This window comes from Castellaniella sp. UC4447_H14 (assembly GCF_052978285.1).
Window position 1 is genome coordinate 1735677 of sequence record NZ_CM129666.1, and the last position, 18951, is coordinate 1754627.

Below are 18951 nucleotides of genomic sequence, written 5' to 3' on the forward strand. Positions count from 1 at the left end.
AGGGTTTAGCCCGCCCGCCCGACAGCGCACGCTGCCGCCATGGCCCTGTTCCTCAGATATCGTTACATCTTCCCGCTTTCCCGTGGCGTCGCTAAAGGCGGTAAGCCGTGACGGTCATGACCCGCGACATGCAGCGCATGGCGATCCGGACGGGCGCCGGCAACGACACCGCCCCGTGTCGTTCCGCCGTCGCGCGATGGCCGATTTCATCATCGCGCATCTGCGTGACCACCTGGCGCGAGCGCAGGTCCTGCGCCGGCAACGCCGACAGGTGGCCGTCGAGATGCTCTTCGACCTGGCGCTCGGTCTCCGCCATGAAACCGAGATTCCGTGCACTGCCGGCGCGGCTGGCCATCAGACCCAGCCCGAACGAGCCCAGATACCACACGGGATTGAGCAAGCTCGGCCGGCTGTGCAATTCGTTGAGACGCTCACGGCACCATGCCAGGTGATCGACTTCTTCTTCGGCGGCATGCTGCATCACCCCACGAACGGAGGCATCGCGGCACAGCAACGCCTGGCCTCGATACAGCGCCTGCGCACAGATTTCGCCCACATGGTTGACCCGCATGAGGCCAGCCGCATGGCGCGCCTCGGCCTCGGAAAGCGCCGGTTCCCCACCCAGGGCCGGACCAGCCGGATACGGCCGCGCATGCGGGACCGATCCGTCCAGTACATTCAGCGCCCGCCCAGCCTCCGCCAACACGCGGTCCACCCAGCGATCCCGGCGCTGCCACCCGGTCGATGCCGAATCCTCGTGGCGAAACCCCTCGCGTGTCCAGACAGCTTCCGCGGTCGTCGCATTGTCCGCATCCACCATGATGATGCCCTCCGTTCAACGATTCAGAAAACGCCAGATAGGCTTGAGTTCCGCCAACAGCCAACAGGACGGCAGAATGATGGCCAGCGCGATCAGTCCCCTGCCCGACCAGTCCTGATCATCCTGCAGATAGGCGTTGCACAGCCGGATGGGCTCACTCATGTATTCGATACCGACGATGGCGCTCATCCAGCAAAAATTGCCCAGGAAGAACAGTTTAACGACGACGTTCGACTCCCGCAGCGAGGCCCGGAGGACCCAGCCGCAGACCGGAAGGCCGAGATACTTGAACGCCGCCACCCGCCAGTCGACGAGGGCATCGTCGAGCGCCTTGGGAATCATCCAGCAGGCGCCGATCAGGCTGACCAGCAATAGGCCGGGCAGACCATGGGCATTCCAGGACCAGCGGACGGACGGTGCCGCGGACCGTCCCACTGCCGATGCCGCACCCGCGTGGAACCGGTGCCAGGCCTGCTCGGCAAACAGACCCGCCAACACGAGCAATGGAATTTGCACCAGCATATGAAGGCTCATGAGCGCCGTCAATGCATGGCGCAATCCCAGCGCAAGACCCAGCGCAACAACGGCCGCCAACAGCGAGAACTTCCAGCCGCGCGCCACGTTCATCATGAGCGGGGCACCCCCACCGACGATGCCTGGGGCCTTATGGAAGTCGGGGTGCCGCCCGGGCTTCGAAGCGCCAGCCACTGTTTCGCAGCCTCGAGCGCCCGGCCGGCCTGATCCAGATCGAGAACGCGGGCGAGCCGCCCATCCGGCGTCACCAGGTGGAACGCGGCGTTATGTTCGAATTCACCCAATGGCGCCGGCACCACGAGAATGCCAAACGCCTTCAGCACGGCCTGTGCCTGCACGGGGTCCGCAAAGGAGAGAAACTGCCAGGTGTCCGGGTCCGCACCCATCCGCTGGGCGTAGCGCGCCAGGTCGGGCGCCTTGTCGCGGGGATCGAAACTGATGCTGATCAGTCGGATGCGATGCTGCAGACCTTCAGCAGTGATCGCCTGCTGCAAACGATCGGTCAGCGCCCCCTGGGCCAGGCACAGGGCCACGCACCGCGTGTAGAAGAAATTGACGATGGCGACGCGGCCGTCACGGCGCAGGTCGACATCGAGCGGGAACGCATGGCCGGCCGAATCCACTACCCTCGCGTCGGGCAAGACGCGCGGATGGGCAGCGACGCTCTGGCGCCGCGCGCCCTCGGCGGTCAGGACGGTGAAGCCCGAGGTCACCGCGTACAGCGACCCCAAGCCCGCTGCCAGGGCCAACACCAGGGCCAATACCAGCCGCACGGCAACCCCGCAAAAACCTGGCTACTTCAACAAGGGACGCAAGTCCTCGTCACCCTTCCAGGGAGTGGTCCTGTCCTTGGTTTCCTCACGGACCTTGGCCACGAGCTTTGCATCAGCCGCTGAAGCGCTATTGCCAAAGCTGGAACGCACATGGGTGACCAGCGCCGCAACCTCCTCGTCGGAGAACTTGTCCTGGAAGTGCGGCATCTCGCCGTTGTACTGTTTGCCTTCAACCGTGATGGGGCCGTGGATGCCGTGCAACACGATGCGTACCATCACGCCCGGATCCTTGGCATCGACGAATTCGGACTTGGACAGCGGCGGGAACACGCCGGGCACGCCTGCGCCATTGGCCTGGTGGCAGGCCACACAGTTGGCCGTGTAGAGCTGGCCGCCGTTGGCCGTCTTGGGCACGATGAAGTCCTGAGCGACACGGTCGTCGCCCACCGAGGCCGGCATCGGATTGAAGCTGACGTAGAGGTGATACACCGCCCAGACCACCAGCAGCCCAATGATGACCAGAACTACCCGGGGGACCGGGTGACCGCCCTCGTACGGTTCGGAGTACTCGCGGCGCTGCTGGGCATCTCTTTTTTCGCTCATTGCTTGACTCCGTCCTTGGCCGCCTGCTCAGGAGACAACTGCGGCAACTGTGCGCCCGGATCCACGGGATAAGTGTGGTTCAGGTTGACCAGGTAATCCACCAAGTCCAGCGCTTCCTGCTTGGCGACCACCACCTTGCCGGGGGGCGCATAGCTGGGGGGCAGATTCACGACCTTGTCGCCCGGCTCTGCCTTGTCCTTGAGGTCGAACATGAACGGGAACGCCGGCATGATGCTGCCGGGCGTATAGGCGCGCGGCTCATACAGGTGGCCCAGATTCCAGTCCACGCTGGGCTGGCGGGCGCCAATATTGAAGAGGTCCGGCCCGGTCCGGCTGGTTCCGAGCAGGTGCGGGTGATCGTAGTAGTAATCGCCCGCCACCGGTGCGCGGCCCCAGCCGCGCTCGAAGTCCGGCGCCTGGGACTGGCTGCGCGGCTGTTGCGAGTGACAGTAGAGGCAACCCATTGCGATGTAGACTTCGCGGCCGCGAAGCTGCTGCTCGGTATAGGGCTTGAGGCCCGGCGACGGCGGCACATTGTCGAGCTGCATGTAAGGCAGCACCACCAGCGTGGCGGTAGCCAGCGCAAGCGTCACCATCGCGCCGCTGAGGAGTTTGTATTCGCTTTCCATGATTCAGGCACCTGCAATCGCCTGCTGCTCAGGCAAACGATGTTTGTGTAACAAGGCGGGGCCGACGCGTTTCGTGCCATAGCGCAGAGCCATCAGGACGAAATGCACCGCAAAGACCAGATGCCCCAGGGTCATCAGAGCACCACCCACGGAGCGGCCCTCGAGATACGGCAGCGTGACGCGCACGGAATCCATGAAGGGTTTGGCCGGGTCCAGCATGTCCAGTCCCTGCAGCCAGCCACCGATCGACAGACTCACGAAGTAGATGGCGAAGCCGAGCGCCACCAGCCAGAAGTGCACGATGATGAGCTTGGGGTGTGGCCATTCCCACGACATGATGCGCGGCATGACGAAATAGATCGCACCGAACATGGTAAGCGTGAAGAACGCATACAGCCCCAGGTGCGCGTGCGCTACCGTGAAGTGGGTAAAGTGGGCGACCGTGCTCACGCTGCGCAAGGCTTCGAACGAACCCTCGAACGAACTGAGCGTGTACATCATCGCCCCGAGCAGGATGAACCGCAGCGTGGGCGAATAGTAGGTGGTCTTGAAGTGGCCCTTCATCGTCAGGTGCTGGTTCACCGAGAAGGCGAGCACCGGGATGATCATCATCATGGACTGCACGATGGACAGCGTGACCAGCCAGTGTGGCACCGGGCCGCCGACCAGGTGGTGGCCGCCGACCTGGCCGTAGAAAAATGCCAATGCCCAGAAGCCGATCAGCGACATGTTGTACGACTGGATCGGCCGGCCGATGATCTTGGGCAGGAAGTAATAAATGGAGCCCAGCGCGATCGGCGTGTAGTAGAGACCGAGCACGTTGTGGCCGAACCACCAGTTCATGGTGGCCTGCTCCACGCCGAAGTGCACGCCGGGAACCTTGCCGACCAGGTAGAGCACCGGGAACCAGAAGAGCGCCGCGCCCATGTACCAGATCGACACGTAGATGTGCTGCACGCGCCTGTTGCGCAGCGTGAACACCAGGGGCAGCGCGATGAGCGCGCCGCCCAGGACGATCAGGATGCTGACCTGCCAGGGAATTTCCAGCCATTCCAGCCCGTCGTTGATGCCGGCCGCAATGGCGCCCAGCCCCGCGATCAGCCCGGCATTCCAGAGCACACAGCCCAGCAGCGCGAAACGCCCGCCGATCAGCGGCGTCTTCAACAGACGCGGCAGCGTCCAGATGGCCACCCCGAAGGCCGCCATCGGACACCAGCCATACGCCACCATGTTGAGGTGGAGGGTGCGCGTGCGCCCGAAGGTCAGCCATGCGTACTGCGTCAGGAATTCAGGATCATGCAGCTTGATCGAGCTGATGAGCCCGAAAGTCGACGCGGCGATCAACCAGACGATGGCACAGGCCAGGAAGATGAAACAGACATAAGAAGTGGAGCGGTCGGCCTCCAGGCGCTCGGCCAGCTCTTCCTTGAGCTGCTGGGCGAGCGACGGATCGATCACGGCCTTGCCGCTGTCGATCACGACCTGTTGCAGGCCGGCCCGCTGTTCAGGCGTGGCGGAGGGATCCTCGACGTGGCCGATTTCGCCCGTCGAGAAGATCACCTTCGCGGCCTCGGGATTATCGTCGAACATGCTCCGGCGCAACGACCAGATGAAGACAAACAGCCCCGTCACGGACAGGATGAAAGTCAGGAGTAATACGGTTACGGTATCCACAGCGCTTCCGAGGTTCAAAAAAGTGACGCAGGGCCCCGAAAATCGAGCCCTAGGCAAACACGGTATTGTAGTCTGAGATTTGGTTTATGATAAACCGCGTTGCCGAATTCAATCCTGAATTACCCCATGCTGGACAAGGACAACTTGGCCCCCTCCAACCGGCTGCGATAGCCCGCGGCCAGACCCACTCAAGGAATCGCGCATCATGGAATGCACCATCGACTGGCAAGGCCCGGAAGGCATGTTGTTCGTGGCCCGAACGGGCAGCGGGCATGTCCTGGCCATGGATGGCAACCCCGCCGGCGGCGGCAACAACCTGGCCGCGCGCCCGATGGAACTGGTCCTGGTGGGCGCGGGCGGTTGCGCCTCGTACGATGTCGTGCTGATCCTCAAGCGCGGCCGCCATGCCGTGACTGGCTGCCAGGCCAGGCTCACGGCCGAACGCGCGGAAACCGACCCCAAGGTCTTCACGCTGATTCACTACGCCTTCAAAGTCACCGGCCACCAGTTGCCGCGAGAGGCCGTGGAACGAGCGGTGGAACTCTCGCACACCAAATACTGCTCGGCCGTCGGCATGCTTGAAAAGACCGCAAAGATCACCTTCTCGGTCGATATCGCCGAAGGCTGACCCGCGCTACGGGCGCGGGGAGCGCCCTGATTCCGGATGCCGCGGGCGGGGCCGAAGTCCCGAAGCCTCCTGGCGAACGCACCGGAGCACCGGGCGCCGTCAGACGGCCATGGGCGCCGTCAGCGGGGGGTGGTGTCTGTAGCCTTCCAGGCTGAAATCACCCGGTTTCACCTGTTCCAGCCACTCCGGCTCGTAGCGGCCCGTCCGCGCATACGACGGGATGCGGTCGGACAGGCGCAGGACGGGCGCGGGGTACGGCGCGCGCTGCAACTGTTCGCGCAGCATGTCCACATGCGTCTCATAGATGTGGGCATCACCGATGAAGTAGGTGAACCAGCGCGGCTCGTAGCCGGTGAGGCGCGCGACCAGGTGCGCCAGCGCGGCGCCCTCGGCCAGATTGAAGGGCGTGCCAAGGCCCACGTCGTTGCTGCGGATATACAGGCACAAGGACAATTCGCGGGTCTGCGGATTGGCCAGGAACTGATAGAGCAGATGGCACGGCGGCAGCGCCATTTCTTCGATCTGGGCGCAATTCCAGCCATGAAACAGGATGCGCCGGCTGCCCGGATTCCGGATCAGCGCATCCAGGCACGCCCGAAGCTGGTCGATGGCTTTGTACAGCAATACCTGGGGCTGGCCGCCGTCCATGATGGCGGCGACACGGCGGTACCCGTCGGCCACCGCGGCTTCGATGCGGGCCGCCTGCCCTTCAGGCAGCAGCTTGTAGGCGGGCCACTGCCGCCACTGCACGCCATAGACGGGGCCCAGATCGTCCTCGCCATCGCGCCAGGGGCTGGCGAGCCAAGCCGAATTTTCATTCGCATTCTGGTCCCAGACCCGGCACCCCAGGTCGCGGAAATCGGCCGCGCTGTCACCGGCCCGCAGAAACCCCACCAGTTCACCGATGGCGGACTTGAATGCGAGGCGCTTGGTCGTGACGGCCGGAAAACCGTCGCGCAGATCGAATCTCAGACAGGCGCCCGGCAGACTGAGCGTACGCACGCCGGTCCGGTTGTCCTGCCAGCTGCCCTGCTCGAAAATGGTCCGCACCAGATCCAGATACGGCTTCATGCGGACTGCCTCATAACGCGGCGCGCGCGCTCGATGAGCGGCCGATCCACCATACGGCCATCCAGCCGGAACGCGAATTCTCCCGTCTCATCCGCATGGGCAACCACGCGCCGCGCCCAATCGAGGTCCTCGGCCGATGGCCGATACACGTCGTGGACCACCGGAACCTGGGCCGGGTGCACGCACAGCATGCCGCCAAACCCCATGTCGCGGGCCATGCCGGCGGCCGCCGCGAGGCCTTCCAGGTCGGAGAAATCGGCGAACACGCTGTCCAGCGGAGAAGCGAGACCATGCATGCGGCTGGCTACCAGAATCTGGAAGCGCATCTGATCCAGCACGAACTGCGCGGCGCGGGACCCCGGACGCGTACCGAGTTCCACCATCAGGTCCAGGATGCCGAAGGACAGGCGCACCACTCCGTTTGCCGCCGCGATGTGGCTCAGTTCCCGCACGCCGGCGGCAGATTCGATCACCGGCATGAGCGGCTTGCCGGCGCCCGAGACGATGTAGACGTGCTCCGCCTTCTGGGCCTTGGGCAGCACAATGCCGGCAATCGACGGCAGCGAACGGCACAGCGCGAGATCTTCCTCGAACCACGCGGTCGTGCCATCATTGATCCGCACCCACAGCCGGTCGTCGGGATGTTCCTGCGCATAGCGCGCCAGCGCCTCGCGGCCGGCTGCCTTCTGTTCGGGCGCCACGGCGTCCTCGAGATCCACGATCACCGCATCGGCCCCACTGGCGATGGCCTTGGGAAAACGGTCGGGCCGGATGGCCGGGACGAACAACGCGGAACGCAGGGCGGCTTCGGGCATCACTTCCCCTTCCAGACAGGCTTGCGCTTCTCGGCAAAGGCCGTCGCGCCCTCGTGCGCGTCCTCGGACACAAACACGTGCGCAATACGCGGCCGCTGCAGGTCAAACTGGTCTTCAGGGCGCCAATTGCGCGACTGGGAAATGATGGACTTCGCCACGCGCACCGCGAGGGGCCCGTTCGCCGCAATCCCGCGCGCCATATCCAGGGCCGCATCCAGCGCCTGTCCGGGCTCGGCCAGGCGATTCACGAGCCCCAGTTGATGCAGGCGTTCGGCGCCCAGAAAATCGCCGGTGAGCACGGCCTCCATCGCCACATGGTAGGGGATCCGCGACGGCAGGCGCAGCATCCCGCCCGAACCCGGCACCAGCCCGCGTTTGACTTCGGGCACGCCGAAGCGCGCCTCGCGGGAGGCCACGATCAAGTCACAGGCCAGCGCCAGCTCGCAGCCGCCGGCCAGGGCGTAGCCTTCGACGGCCGCGATGAGCGGCCTTACGGGGGGCCGCTCGCACAGGCCGCCAAAGCCGCGATCCCCGACATAGGGCCGCTGCCCCGTCGCCGCAAAAGCCTTCAGATCCATGCCGGAGCAGAAATTTCCTCCTTCGCCGGTCAGGATGCCGATCCGGAGCTCCGGATCATCATCCAGCACGTCCAGCGCGGCCGCCAGCGCCTGGGCCGTTTCCAGATTCACGGCGTTGCGCGCCTGCGGACGGTTCAACCGCATGATCCAGACCCCGTCCAGACGCTGCACTGCCACACAATCGCTCATACCGTTCTCCCCAACGACAAATCAGACGATACCATTAGTGGATAAAATGGGCGCTTTGGGTACGGCCTCGGTCGAACCCATGATACGGACCAACCTTGCAGGCGCCGCCTGCCCCGTCATGCTCACATTCCAACAACTGATTCTGTCGCTCCAGCAGTACTGGGACAAGCAGGGCTGTACCCTGCTGCAACCGTACGACATGGAAGTCGGCGCAGGTACCTCCCACACGGCCACCTTCCTGCGCGCCATCGGGCCGGAGCCCTGGCGCGCGGCGTACGTCCAGCCTTCGCGCCGTCCCAATGATGGCCGCTACGGCGAAAACCCGAACCGCCTGCAGCATTATTACCAGTTCCAGGTCGTGCTCAAGCCAGCCCCCCTGCATATCCTCGATCTCTACATCGGCTCCCTGCGCAGCCTGGGCATCGATCCCCAGCAGCACGATATCCGGTTCGTCGAGGACGACTGGGAAAACCCCACGCTGGGCGCCTGGGGCCTGGGCTGGGAGGTGTGGCTGAACGGGATGGAAGTCACCCAGTTCACCTATTTTCAGCAGGTCGGCGGCCTGGACTGCAATCCGACCATGGGCGAGATCACCTATGGTCTGGAGCGCCTGGCCATGTACCTGCAGGGCGTGGAATCGGTCTACGACCTGGTCTGGACACAGGCGCCGGATGGCCGCAAGGTCTACTACCGCGACGTGTTCCACCAGAACGAGGTCGAACAGTCCACCTACAATTTCGAACACGCCAACACCACCATGCTGTTTGCCCATTTCAACGACTACGAGGCCGAGGCCCGGCGGCTGATCACCGTCCCGCTGGCCCTACCGGCCTACGAGGCCACCCTCAAGGCTGCCCACACGTTCAATCTGCTGGATGCGCGCGGAGCGATCAGCGTGACGGAGCGTGCTGCCTATATCGGCCGCATCCGCAACCTGTCCCGCGCCGTGGCCCAGGCCTATTACGATTCGCGTGAACGCCTGGGCTTCCCCATGCAGCGCCAGGAGGCCGCATGAGCATCGCCACGCGTCCGCTGGTCGTCGAGCTGGTGACCGAAGAGCTTCCGCCGAAGGCGCTGAACGCGCTGGGCACCGCCTTTGCACAAGGCCTCCACGGGGTCCTGCGGGATCGCGGTCTGGTGGCGGCCGACGCCAGCTGGCAAGCCTATGCCACGCCACGCCGCCTGGCCGTGCGCGTGGACGCTGTTCTCGGTCAGGCGGCGGATCAGCCTTACGCCGAAAAACTCATGCCCGTCGCGATCGGCCTGGACACCCAGGGCGCCGCCACGCCCGCCCTCCTGAAGAAGCTGAAGGCCCGGGGACTGGCACACACAGCGGTGGACAGCCTGACACGCCGCCACGACGGCAAGCAGGAACTCCTTTACGCCGAAGGCACGGCGCCGGGCGCGCGGCTCGCCGATGGGCTGCAGCAGGCGCTCGAATACGCCATCACGCACCTGCCGATTCCGAAGGTCATGCAATACCAGTTGGCCGACGGGCACACCAGCGTGAAGTTCGTGCGCCCCGCCCATCATCTGCTGGCGCTCTGGGGCGACGAGGTCATACCCGTACACGCCCTCGGTCTGCAGGCAGACCGCGCGACGCTGGGACACCGATTCATGAGCAGCGGCGTCCTGACGGTCGAACATGCCGATCAATGGCTGGACACGCTGCGTGAAGGCCACGTCCTGGCGTCTTTCCAGGATCGTCGACACCAGATCGAGCAGCAACTGGCCAGCGCCTCCAAAGGTGTGGGCGCCACCATCGGCCAGGGACCGGAAGTCGAGGCCCTGCTCGACGAAGTGACCGCGCTGGTGGAATTCCCCACAGTGTACGTGGGCGCTTTCGAACAGGAATTCCTGAGCGTACCGCCGGAGTGCCTGATCCTCACGATGCGCCTGAATCAGAAGTACTTCCCGCTCTTCGATCCGACGACCGGGCGGCTCACGCATCAGTTCCTGATCGTGAGCAACATGCGTCCGCAGGATCCCCGCCACATCATCCACGGCAATCAGCGCGTGGTGCGGCCACGCCTGGCCGACGCCCAGTTCTTCTACCAGACCGACCTGAAGACTCGCCTGGCCGACCGCGTCGCCCAACTGGAACACAGCGTCTACCACAACAAACTGGGATCCCAGCTCGCACGCACGCAACGGGTTCAGGCGCTGGCGCAGTGGCTGGCCCCGCAACTGGGCGGCGACCCCGAGTCCGCAAGCCGGGCCGCGTGGCTGGCGCATGCCGACCTGGGCACCCAGATGGTGGGCGAGTTCCCGGAGCTTCAGGGCATCATGGGAGCCTATTATGCGGCCCACGACGGGGAGCGTGCCGACGTGGTGCGTGCATTGCGCGATCAGTACCGGATCCGCCTGGATGAGGCCATCGCCGACGACACCCTGACCTCTGCGGCGCTCTTCATGGCTGAACGCGCAGAGACGCTCGTCGGCATCTGGGGAATCGGCCTGGTCCCGACGGGAGAGCGCGATCCGTACGGCCTGCGCCGCGCGGCCCTGGGGCTCATCAGCGCGTACGAACAACTGACCGCGGGGGGGTTCCTGCGGGCCAGCCAGGACACATCGGCCCGCCTCTCGACCCTGCTGGAACGGGCCGCCGCCGGCTTCCCGGTCGGCACGCTGGCCGACGGCACCGCCCAGGACGTGCTGGAATTCGTCTACGAGCGGTATCGCAACCAGCTCTCGGGCGACTGCGACCGTGCGGCGGTCGATGCCGTGCTGGCGCTGCACCCCCCGATCCATCAGGTCGGCGCGCGCGTGCGGGCCTGCATGGAGTTTTCCACGCTTCCCGAGGCGGAGGCTCTGGCAGCCGCCCACAAGCGCGTGAGCAACCTGCTGAAGAAGGCGGAAAACACCCTGCCGGCGTTCGATGCGGACCTGATGGCCGAACCCGCCGAACGCGATCTGGCGGCCATGATCACGCGGCTGGCGCCGCAAGCGGCCGCCGCGCTGGCCCAGGGCGACTTCACCGGCAACCTGACGACCCTGGCACAGGCGCGTGCGGCCGTCGACCGCTTTTTCGCCGACGTCATGGTCATGGCCGACGATCTCCGCATCCGTGCCAACCGGCTGGCCCTGCTGCAATCGCTGGACGCGCTGATGAACCAGGTCGCGGATCTCTCGAGGCTGGCCCGGTGAAGCTCATCATCCTGGACCGGGATGGCGTCATCAACGAGGACAGCGGTGCCTTCATCAAGACGCCCGACGAATGGATTCCGCTGCCTGGCAGCCTGGAAGCCATGGGGCGGCTGACGCAGGCCGGCTGGACCGTGGTGGTCGCCAGCAACCAGTCCGGAATTGCGCGCGGGCTCTTCACCATGGAAACGCTGGGAGCCATTCACACCAGGATGCGGCAGGCCGTCGCCGCCGCCGGGGGCCGCATCGATGCGATTTTCTTCTGCCCGCACGGGCCGGACGAAGGCTGCGCATGCCGCAAACCGAACCCCGGGATGCTGCACGACATCGCCAAGCGGCTCGACGTCCGCCTGGAAGGCGTCCCCGTGGTGGGCGACAGCCTGCGCGATCTGCAGGCGGCCGCCGCGTGCAACTGCCGCCCCTGGCTGGTACTCACTGGCAAGGGCCGGGCGACTTGGGATACGCACGGCCCCACCGGAGGGCTTCCCGCCGGCACCGAAGTCCGGGACGACCTGGCCGCCGTGGCCGACGCACTGATCAAAAGCACGCCATGACTTTCGCGCGCTCCCTGACTTTCCTGCGTTCCCTGCTTTTCATGGTCTTTCTGGTGATCACGGTGGTCCCTTACGCAGTGTGCTGCATCCTGTGGGCGCCGCTGCCGCTGGCCTGGCGCTATCGGCTGACGCTGGGATGGCCGCGCCTGGCGCTGTGGGCGGCCACCTGGATCCTCGGCATCCGCTACCGGACCCAAGGCATGGAACGCCTGCCCGACGGGCCGGTCATCATCCTTTCGAAGCACCAGTCCGCCTGGGAAACCCTGTATTTCGCCGTCAGCATGCCGCGTGACGTCGTGTTCGTCTACAAGAGGGAACTGCACCACGTTCCGTTCTTCGGCTGGAGCCTGGCGCTGCTGAGCATGATTCCCATCGACCGCACCAAGGGCCGGGAGTCGTTCGAGCAGGTCGTCCGCATCGGCGGCCAGCGGCTCCGGGAAGGCCGGTGGCCGGTGCTGTTTCCGGAAGGGACCCGCGTCGCCCCTGGCAAGGAAGGCCGCTACAAGCAGGGCGGAGCCCTGCTCGCCTGCCGCACCGGAACCCCGGTCATCCCGGTGGCTCACAATGCCGGCGAACGCTGGCCGCGCAATGCCTTCATCAAGACGCCGGGCGTGGTGACCGTGTCGTATGGTCCGGTCATCGATCCGGCGAACTACAGCCCGGCCACTCTGAACCGTGCGGTACGCGACTGGATCGAGGGGGAAATGCGTGTTCTGAACCCCGAAAGGTATGCGCCGCACTGAGGTGGCCCCGCAGCAGCTCGCCCTGTTTCCGGCGCGGCCCGACACGCCGCCGGCCACGCTGCCCGACGACTGCAGCTGGCACGTCCTGACCGTGGCGGGCGAAGCGCTGGGCTATGCCTTGCGGAGATCACGCCGAAGATCGATCGGCCTGGTGGTGCGCGACACGGGACTGCTCATCCAGGCTCCCGTCTGGGCCAGCCAACGCCAGATCGAAGAAGCCATCGCGCAAAAGTCGGCCTGGATCCGCGACAAGCTTCGTGCGCGCGGCGAACGGCTGGAACTGCTCGCCCTGCAGGCCGAACAATGGCGGGACGGCGGCCGAATCCCCTACCTGGGCGTAACCGTCACACTGCACCTGGATGGCAGCGGTCCGCTGCGCTACCAAGGGGACCCGCTGGCCCCGCACACCGGCGACAGTCTGTGGCTGCCGCTGCCACGGGACGCGGACTCCGGCCGGATCCAGGAACGTGCGCAGGGATGGCTGCAGCAGCGCGCCCGAATCGACTTCGAAGCGCGGCTCCATGATTGCCTGATGCGGTCCGGGCGGTCCATGGCCGGCTGGAGCCTGTCGTCAGCCCAGGGGCGCTGGGGATCCTGCACCGTCCAGCGCCATATCCGCCTGAACTGGCGGCTGATCCACTTTGCGCCCCACCTGATCGACTACGTGGTCGCCCATGAGGTCGCGCATCTGGGACACATGAACCACGGCCCCCGCTTCTGGCGCGAAGTCGACCGCCTGTATCCCGGCTTCAAACAGGCGCGCGACATGTTGGCGCGCCACACGCCCGCAACCCTGCCCTTGTTCTGACGGCGGACGCGGGCCAACGGGCGGCATGCCGGCCGAGGGCCTCCCGCGGGTGCGCCCGGTTTCCGGCGGGCCGCGCATTTGCGTATGATGAAGTCTGGCTCTCACAGAGGATCTCACCATGCGCCTGTTACACACCATGCTGCGCGTCGGCAACCTGGATCGTTCCCTGATGTTCTACACCGACATCATGGGCATGCATCTCCTGCGCCGCAAAGACTACCCGGAGGGGCGCTTCACGCTGGCCTTCGTGGGTTACCAGGACGAAGACGAGGGTGCCGTGATCGAGCTCACCCACAACTGGGACACGGAATCCTACGACATCGGCAACGGTTACGGCCATATCGCGATCGAAGTCGAAGACGCCTATGACACCTGTGCCACCATCAAGGCCCGCGGCGGTCTGGTGGTCCGCGATGCGGGCCCCATGAAGCATGGCACCACCGTGATCGCCTTCGCCGAAGACCCCGACGGCTACAAGATCGAGCTCGTCCAGCGCAATTCGCGCAAAAGCTGAGCCAGCAACCGACCGCTCAGGCCGCCGGGGTGACGGGCGCGCCCGCAGCCGACAGCGCGTCGGCCACATCCATGAACTGAGCAACCGACAGCTCCTGGGGGCGCGCGGTGGGTGCCACGCCGGCACCCTCCCAATCCAGCCACTGTGACCACTGTGCCAGACTGCCGCGCACCATCTTGCGCCGTTGCTCGAACGCGCGAGCCACCACCGCCTCGAACAGGTCCACATCTCGCGGCAGACGCAACCGGTCCGGCGGTAACGGGCGCATCCGGATCACCGCCGACATGACCTTGGGAGGTGGATCGAAGGCCTGCGGGGGCACCTCGAAGAGGGCAGCCATGCGATAGCGGGCCTGCAACATCACCGATAACCGCCCGTACGAACTGTCACCCGGCACGGCCACCATGCGGTCCACGACCTCGCGCTGGAGCATGAAATGCTGATCGCGAATGTGTCCGGCCCAGCGCATCAGATGAAACAGCAGCGGCGTGGAGATGTTGTAGGGCAAATTGCCGACCACCCGCAATGCGCCTTGGGGAGTACCCAGCGCGCCAAAGTCCACCTCCAGCGCGTCGGCTTCGATGATCGTCAGGCGGCCATCCGGCCAGGTCTGGCGCAGTCGCGCCGCCAGGTCACGGTCCAGCTCGACCGCCGTGAGGTGATCGAGGTGTTGCAGCAGCGGCTGCGTCAAGGCCGACAGCCCTGGCCCGATTTCGACCATGAGATCGCCCGCTTGAGGCGCAATCGCCCGGACGATCTCGTCCACGACCGACAGGTCGCTGAGGAAATGCTGGCCGAAACGCTTGCGCGCCTGATGCGTCATGGCCTATTGCCCGGTGGTCTTCTTGTCCAACCGATTGTCGATATAAGCCTGACTGCGAAGCTGATCCAGCCAATCCTCATAGGCGGGACCGATGCGGCGCTCCATGAGCTGGCGGCGTGCCTGGATGCGGCGGTATTCCTCTTCCATGTTCTTGGTGCGGCGGCCCTCGACCTGGATCAGGTGCCAGCCAAAAGGCGATTTCACCGGCTGGCTGATCTGGCCGTCCTTCAGCGCGTTCATGGCCTGCTCGAAAGCCGGCACCGTATCACCCGGGCTGAGCCACCCCAGATCACCGCCCTGCGGCGCAGAGGCGTCCTCGGAATAGCGCTTGGCGAGTTCCGCAAAGGACTCGCCATGTTCGATGCGCTGACGCAGCGTCTCCAGCGTCTGCTTCGCCTTGGCATCGTCCACGATCTTCGAGGTCTTGATGAGGATGTGGCGCGCATGCGTCTGGGTCACCATCACGGGGCCATTCGCGGGAATTCGCGCGGCCGCGGGCGGTTGGGGCTCTGGCTGAGGTTGAGGCTGCGGCTGCGGTGCGGGGCGCGCCTTGCCCTTCGGCGCCGGCCGCGTCGCATACCCGCGACGCAGAACCTTCAGGATATGGAAGCCCCGGCCGCTTTGCAGGATCCCCGTGATGCCGCCCGGCTTCGTGCTCTTGATGGCACGCGCGAACAGGTCCGGCCAGTCCTTCAGCGGACGAATGCCCATATTGCCGCCCTGCAGCGCCTGCGGCCCGTCCGAGGACGCGGCCGCCACTCCGGCAAAGTTCGCGCCGGATTTCAGGCGACGGAGAATGGCTTCGGCCTTCTTGCGCTTCTGGGCCACCACATCGCTGGATGCGTAGTCGGGTACCTCGACCAGAATCTGGGCCAGCTCGACAAGCTCGGGGCCGTACGGCACGCGCTCCGGCTGCGGAGCCGGGCGCGGCTTGGGCGGTGGCGGCGGCTGCGGAGCGGGCGGTGGCGTCAGCGGCTCACCCTGGTGCAGGCTCAGGAAAGCGTCCACATCGCTGTCGCTGATGGTGATGTGGTCTTCGACGAAGCGCTGACGCAGCACGTCGTCCAGAATCTGGGTCCGCAGCTCCTCGCGGTACTGATCCCAGGCCATGCCAGTGTGCGGAATGGCCTGCTTCAGTTGATCCACCGTGAGCCCGTTGCGCTGAGCGACCTGCTGAACGGCATGATCGACCTGGGCGTCATTGACGGTAATGCCCGCCCGCTTCGCTTCCTGATCCTGCAGGGCCTGATTGATCATTTGCTGCAGGACCTGGTGGCGCAGCGCCGGATCGTCGGGGACCGGCACCCGCTGCTGCTGGAGCTGTACCCGCACCAGTCCGACCTTCTCGGCCAGTTGACCCAGCGTGATGACCTGTTTGTTGACCACCGCCGCAATCCCGTCGACGAATTGCTCGGAGGCGGGCGGCTGGCTGGTGGTTGCCGTCTTGTGCGCCGCCTTGTGCGCCGCGGTCCTTGCGGTGGCCTGTAAGGGAGCCAGCATCCAGCCCCCCAACGCGAGCGCCAGCACCAGGGCGCAGGCGGGGTGACGCAGTCCGGACATCATTCGTACCTCTCGAAAACTGATTTTTCAGGCGTGGGAACCGTGACGGGCTGATAGCCGTTGACGCGATCGGCCAACAGCGACATGGGATCGTTACCCAGAGATCCCAATCCCGTCAACTCCAGTTGCAGAAAGAAGGCGGTATTGGTCTGCTGGGCCGATACGGCGTAGCGCTGCATCACCGCGCGGGCTGCCCAGCCGCCATCCCCCCGGTATTCCAGTCCCACGATAGCCTGGGTATTGCGCTTCTCGGCCAGGGAATAGTCGTAACGTCCGACGCCGTACCAGCGGCGCGACAACGGCCACTGGCCGGAAACGCTGACCTGCTCGGTCGACCGCAGCATGGTATCGGACGTCAGAATCTGATAAGGGTCCGCAAACACGTTTGGATCGCGCTCATAGCGATAGGAAAGCGACACGGTCGCCAGGCGCTTGGGCGTCCAGCGCACTCCGGTGCTCATGCGTTCGCGTTGCTGGGTCTTGTGATTGAACTGGCCATCGAAGTAGACAGAGAACTTGTCGGTCAGCGCAGCGTTGGCACCCACCAGGTAATCCGATTCGGACCCCTGGCGGGGCGCCAGACTGGGCAAGGAGACCTTCTGGTCCGCGAAATAGAAGCGCTGCGCCGCGGACAGCGACAGACGCTCGAAACCGGAGTCGGGATCCAGCCAGCGGCTGGTCAGTCCCACCGTCAACTGATTGGCATTCGCGATCCGGTCCCAGCCGCCGCTGAAGATGTTCTCGTCAAACGCCTGCTGGTAGTTGAAAGTCGCCACCCCGGTGTCGAAGACCGGCAGCGTGGACTGGTCCCGATAGGGGACATACAGGTAATACAGCCGGGGCTCCAGTGTCTGCGTGGCGGGGCGGCCAAAGAGCGAGGCGGACCGTTCCAGCGTCAGGCCCGTATCCACGGAAGCGATGGGCAGAACGCGCGACTGGCCGCTGGGGCGATCCGAATACGGAAGGCCGTTGACGTCGTTGCCCAGATCCGTGAACCACTGCGTCTCGTAGCGCGTCATGTGCAGGCCGATCTTGGGCGTGAAATACGCGCTGGGCGTCACGAAGGGACGTGCGATCGTGGTGTAGGAGGTCGCCCGCGTCCCGTTGGGCATGAGCCGCACGCCGGCGAACTGCGGGAAGGCATCACCAGAGTACCGGGGGGCCACGAAGCGGGTGATCGTATTGGTGGACACCACATCCAGGCCGTTCCAGCCATAGCGCTGCGCCACGAAGCTGAGTTCGGGAAGCTTGTCGTACGGCGGGGCCAGGAAGGATCCCGTGCGGTCCTGCAGCGTCTGATAGGTATAGAACTGCAGCGAGCCACTGAGATACCGGCTGCCCGACCAGGTCAGCAGTGCCTGGCTGGGCATGTAGACAATGGCCGCATCGGTCAATCCGAAGGACGAGAAATCGCGGAAATAATCGTCGTCCGACACTCTTCGGGCGTCCAGATAGGCGTTGAAGCCGCCACCCAGCGCCTGATTGTGCTGCACCGAATACATCCAGCGCGGATTGCCCGTCTGCTGGTCCCGCATGATGTAGGTGCCGAACAACTGGGAAGTCGACGAATCCCCCAGATGGCGGAACTCGGTACCCATCAGCAGTCCGCGCTTGCTCATGTAGCGCGGCATCAGCGTGGCATCGTAGTTCGGCGCGAGATTGAGGTAATACGGAGTGGTGATCTCAAAACCGCCGTTGCTGGACGTCCCGTACGTCGGCAGCAGAAATCCCGACTTGCGCTGGTTACTGATGGGAAACGTCAGGTACGGCGAATACAGGATGGGCACATCCTTGAAGTAAAGCACGCCATTGCGCGCCGCCCCCTCGTTCTTGTCCAGGTACAGGTCCACCCGGCTGGCGCCGATGTACCAGGCCGGATCCGGCCCGGACCAGCCGCTGTAGTGCATATTCTTCAGGCGCACATGCTGGCGGCTGAAGATTTCAGCCTGGGCGGCCGTACCGGCACCTCCCGAGCCGCCCAGCCAGAACTGCGGGTCGTCCACGATGCCCTGGCTGTTATTGACGTTGTAGCGCAGGTGCGGACCTTGCACGATGTTGCCGTCGCGCATGAGCAGGCCGTTGCCGCGAATGTCGGTCTCGCCGGTCTTCTGGTCGTATTCGATCCGGTCGCCTTTCACGACCGAATCCAGCCGGCGCACCTGGGCGTGGCCGCTCAGGGTGATTCGCCCGTCCGCATCACGCGTGATGTCATCTCCGATCAGAAACGACGGCAGGGAGTCGTCCTTTTTGACGGGGTGCACTTCCAGGCTGTCGGCCACGCGCAGGCCATTCAGCTCGACCGGCGGCTCCGCAGCCAGCGTCGTCGCCGAGAGGCACAAGCTTGTCACAACGATGCGGCCGATCCGATGCACGAAGACCCGGTCTCCCGAAATTGATTTGAACAGCGTGATTTGAACAGCGCCCGAGCCGCACACCCGCGACGACCAGCGACCCAGTATTATAGAGAAGCCTCACGCATGCTGCCCGGGGC

General features: G+C 65.2%; 19 protein-coding genes. 7 read left to right on the forward strand and 12 right to left on the reverse strand.

Annotated features, from left to right (window positions below; genetic code table 11):
* Window positions 1-91 precede the first annotated feature (91 nt).
* The 6 genes from coq7 to ACVCMJ_RS08345 are packed head-to-tail and all read right to left on the reverse strand — an operon-like array spanning window position 92 to window position 5033.
* Window positions 92-820 (reverse strand): 2-polyprenyl-3-methyl-6-methoxy-1,4-benzoquinone monooxygenase, encoded by a 729-nt coding sequence (gene coq7, locus ACVCMJ_RS08320; RefSeq protein WP_447080955.1) that lies wholly within the window; start codon window positions 818-820, stop codon window positions 92-94.
* Between the two features lie 15 nt (window positions 821-835).
* Complete coding sequence (locus ACVCMJ_RS08325) at window positions 836-1450, reverse strand: hypothetical protein (protein WP_447080956.1); 615 nt, start codon at window positions 1448-1450, stop codon at window positions 836-838.
* On the reverse strand, window positions 1447-2127 hold the full coding sequence (locus ACVCMJ_RS08330) for an SCO family protein (protein WP_447080957.1): 681 nt from the start codon (window positions 2125-2127) through the stop codon (window positions 1447-1449). The genes ACVCMJ_RS08325 and ACVCMJ_RS08330 overlap by 4 nt, the downstream gene beginning before the upstream one ends.
* Before the next feature lie 21 nt (window positions 2128-2148).
* The gene (locus tag ACVCMJ_RS08335) at window positions 2149-2730 is read right to left on the reverse strand and encodes a c-type cytochrome (protein ID WP_447080958.1); all 582 of its coding nucleotides are present in this window, start codon (window positions 2728-2730) and stop codon (window positions 2149-2151) included.
* Window positions 2727-3359 carry a cbb3-type cytochrome c oxidase subunit II gene (locus tag ACVCMJ_RS08340; RefSeq protein WP_447080959.1) on the reverse strand — a complete coding sequence of 211 codons (633 nt, stop codon included), beginning with the start codon at window positions 3357-3359 and terminating at the stop codon, window positions 2727-2729. Before ACVCMJ_RS08340 ends, ACVCMJ_RS08335 begins: the two co-directional genes overlap by 4 nt.
* 3 nt (window positions 3360-3362) lie before the next feature.
* A complete protein-coding gene (locus ACVCMJ_RS08345) occupies window positions 3363-5033 on the reverse strand; it encodes a cbb3-type cytochrome c oxidase subunit I (RefSeq protein WP_447080960.1) in 1671 nt (556 codons plus the stop codon).
* Between the two features lie 205 nt (window positions 5034-5238).
* Here ACVCMJ_RS08345 and ACVCMJ_RS08350 point away from each other — a divergent pair, with 205 nt between their 5' ends.
* Complete coding sequence (locus tag ACVCMJ_RS08350) at window positions 5239-5661, forward strand: OsmC family protein (RefSeq protein ID WP_447080961.1); 423 nt, start codon at window positions 5239-5241, stop codon at window positions 5659-5661.
* 99 nt (window positions 5662-5760) lie between these two features.
* Here ACVCMJ_RS08350 and ACVCMJ_RS08355 read toward each other — a convergent pair whose 3' ends face one another.
* From ACVCMJ_RS08355 to ACVCMJ_RS08365, 3 genes are read right to left on the reverse strand one after another with little or no spacing between them, the layout of a single operon-like run.
* Complete coding sequence (locus ACVCMJ_RS08355) at window positions 5761-6732, reverse strand: thymidylate synthase (protein WP_447080962.1); 972 nt, start codon at window positions 6730-6732, stop codon at window positions 5761-5763.
* A complete protein-coding gene (locus ACVCMJ_RS08360) occupies window positions 6729-7547 on the reverse strand; it encodes an HpcH/HpaI aldolase/citrate lyase family protein (protein ID WP_447080963.1) in 819 nt (272 codons plus the stop codon). The genes ACVCMJ_RS08355 and ACVCMJ_RS08360 overlap by 4 nt, the downstream gene beginning before the upstream one ends.
* On the reverse strand, window positions 7547-8314 hold the full coding sequence (locus ACVCMJ_RS08365; RefSeq protein WP_447080964.1) for a crotonase/enoyl-CoA hydratase family protein: 768 nt from the start codon (window positions 8312-8314) through the stop codon (window positions 7547-7549). Before ACVCMJ_RS08365 ends, ACVCMJ_RS08360 begins: the two co-directional genes overlap by 1 nt.
* Window positions 8315-8432: 118 nt before the next feature.
* Between ACVCMJ_RS08365 and glyQ the strand changes: the two genes are divergently transcribed.
* The 6 genes from glyQ to gloA all read left to right on the forward strand — a co-directional run bounded on the left by glyQ (window position 8433) and on the right by gloA (window position 14077).
* Window positions 8433-9329: a glycine--tRNA ligase subunit alpha gene (gene glyQ / locus ACVCMJ_RS08370; protein WP_447080965.1), complete on the forward strand. Its 897-nt coding sequence runs from the start codon at window positions 8433-8435 to the stop codon at window positions 9327-9329.
* Entirely contained in the window at window positions 9326-11461 is a 2136-nt protein-coding gene (glyS, locus tag ACVCMJ_RS08375) for a glycine--tRNA ligase subunit beta (protein WP_447080966.1), read from the forward strand. The genes glyQ and glyS overlap by 4 nt, the downstream gene beginning before the upstream one ends.
* Window positions 11458-12012, forward strand: a complete 555-nt coding sequence (gene gmhB / locus ACVCMJ_RS08380; protein ID WP_447080967.1) for a D-glycero-beta-D-manno-heptose 1,7-bisphosphate 7-phosphatase — start codon at window positions 11458-11460, stop codon at window positions 12010-12012. The genes glyS and gmhB overlap by 4 nt, the downstream gene beginning before the upstream one ends.
* A gap of 14 nt (window positions 12013-12026) precedes the next feature.
* The gene (locus ACVCMJ_RS08385; protein WP_447082708.1) at window positions 12027-12755 is read left to right on the forward strand and encodes a lysophospholipid acyltransferase family protein; all 729 of its coding nucleotides are present in this window, start codon (window positions 12027-12029) and stop codon (window positions 12753-12755) included.
* A complete protein-coding gene (locus ACVCMJ_RS08390) occupies window positions 12742-13563 on the forward strand; it encodes a M48 family metallopeptidase (RefSeq protein ID WP_447080968.1) in 822 nt (273 codons plus the stop codon). The genes ACVCMJ_RS08385 and ACVCMJ_RS08390 overlap by 14 nt, the downstream gene beginning before the upstream one ends.
* Window positions 13564-13681: 118 nt before the next feature.
* Window positions 13682-14077 (forward strand): lactoylglutathione lyase, encoded by a 396-nt coding sequence (gloA, locus tag ACVCMJ_RS08395; RefSeq protein ID WP_447080969.1) that lies wholly within the window; start codon window positions 13682-13684, stop codon window positions 14075-14077.
* 16 nt (window positions 14078-14093) lie between these two features.
* Here the strand turns inward: gloA and rsmA are convergent, their stop codons facing one another.
* Genes rsmA through ACVCMJ_RS08410 form a run of 3 tightly spaced genes read right to left on the reverse strand, consistent with a single transcriptional unit; the run spans window position 14094 to window position 18832 of the window.
* Entirely contained in the window at window positions 14094-14900 is an 807-nt protein-coding gene (rsmA, locus tag ACVCMJ_RS08400; RefSeq protein ID WP_447080970.1) for a 16S rRNA (adenine(1518)-N(6)/adenine(1519)-N(6))-dimethyltransferase RsmA, read from the reverse strand.
* 3 nt (window positions 14901-14903) lie between these two features.
* On the reverse strand, window positions 14904-16463 hold the full coding sequence (locus ACVCMJ_RS08405) for a peptidylprolyl isomerase (RefSeq protein ID WP_447080971.1): 1560 nt from the start codon (window positions 16461-16463) through the stop codon (window positions 14904-14906).
* On the reverse strand, window positions 16460-18832 hold the full coding sequence (locus ACVCMJ_RS08410; RefSeq protein WP_447080972.1) for an LPS-assembly protein LptD: 2373 nt from the start codon (window positions 18830-18832) through the stop codon (window positions 16460-16462). Before ACVCMJ_RS08410 ends, ACVCMJ_RS08405 begins: the two co-directional genes overlap by 4 nt.
* Window positions 18833-18951 lie beyond the last annotated feature (119 nt).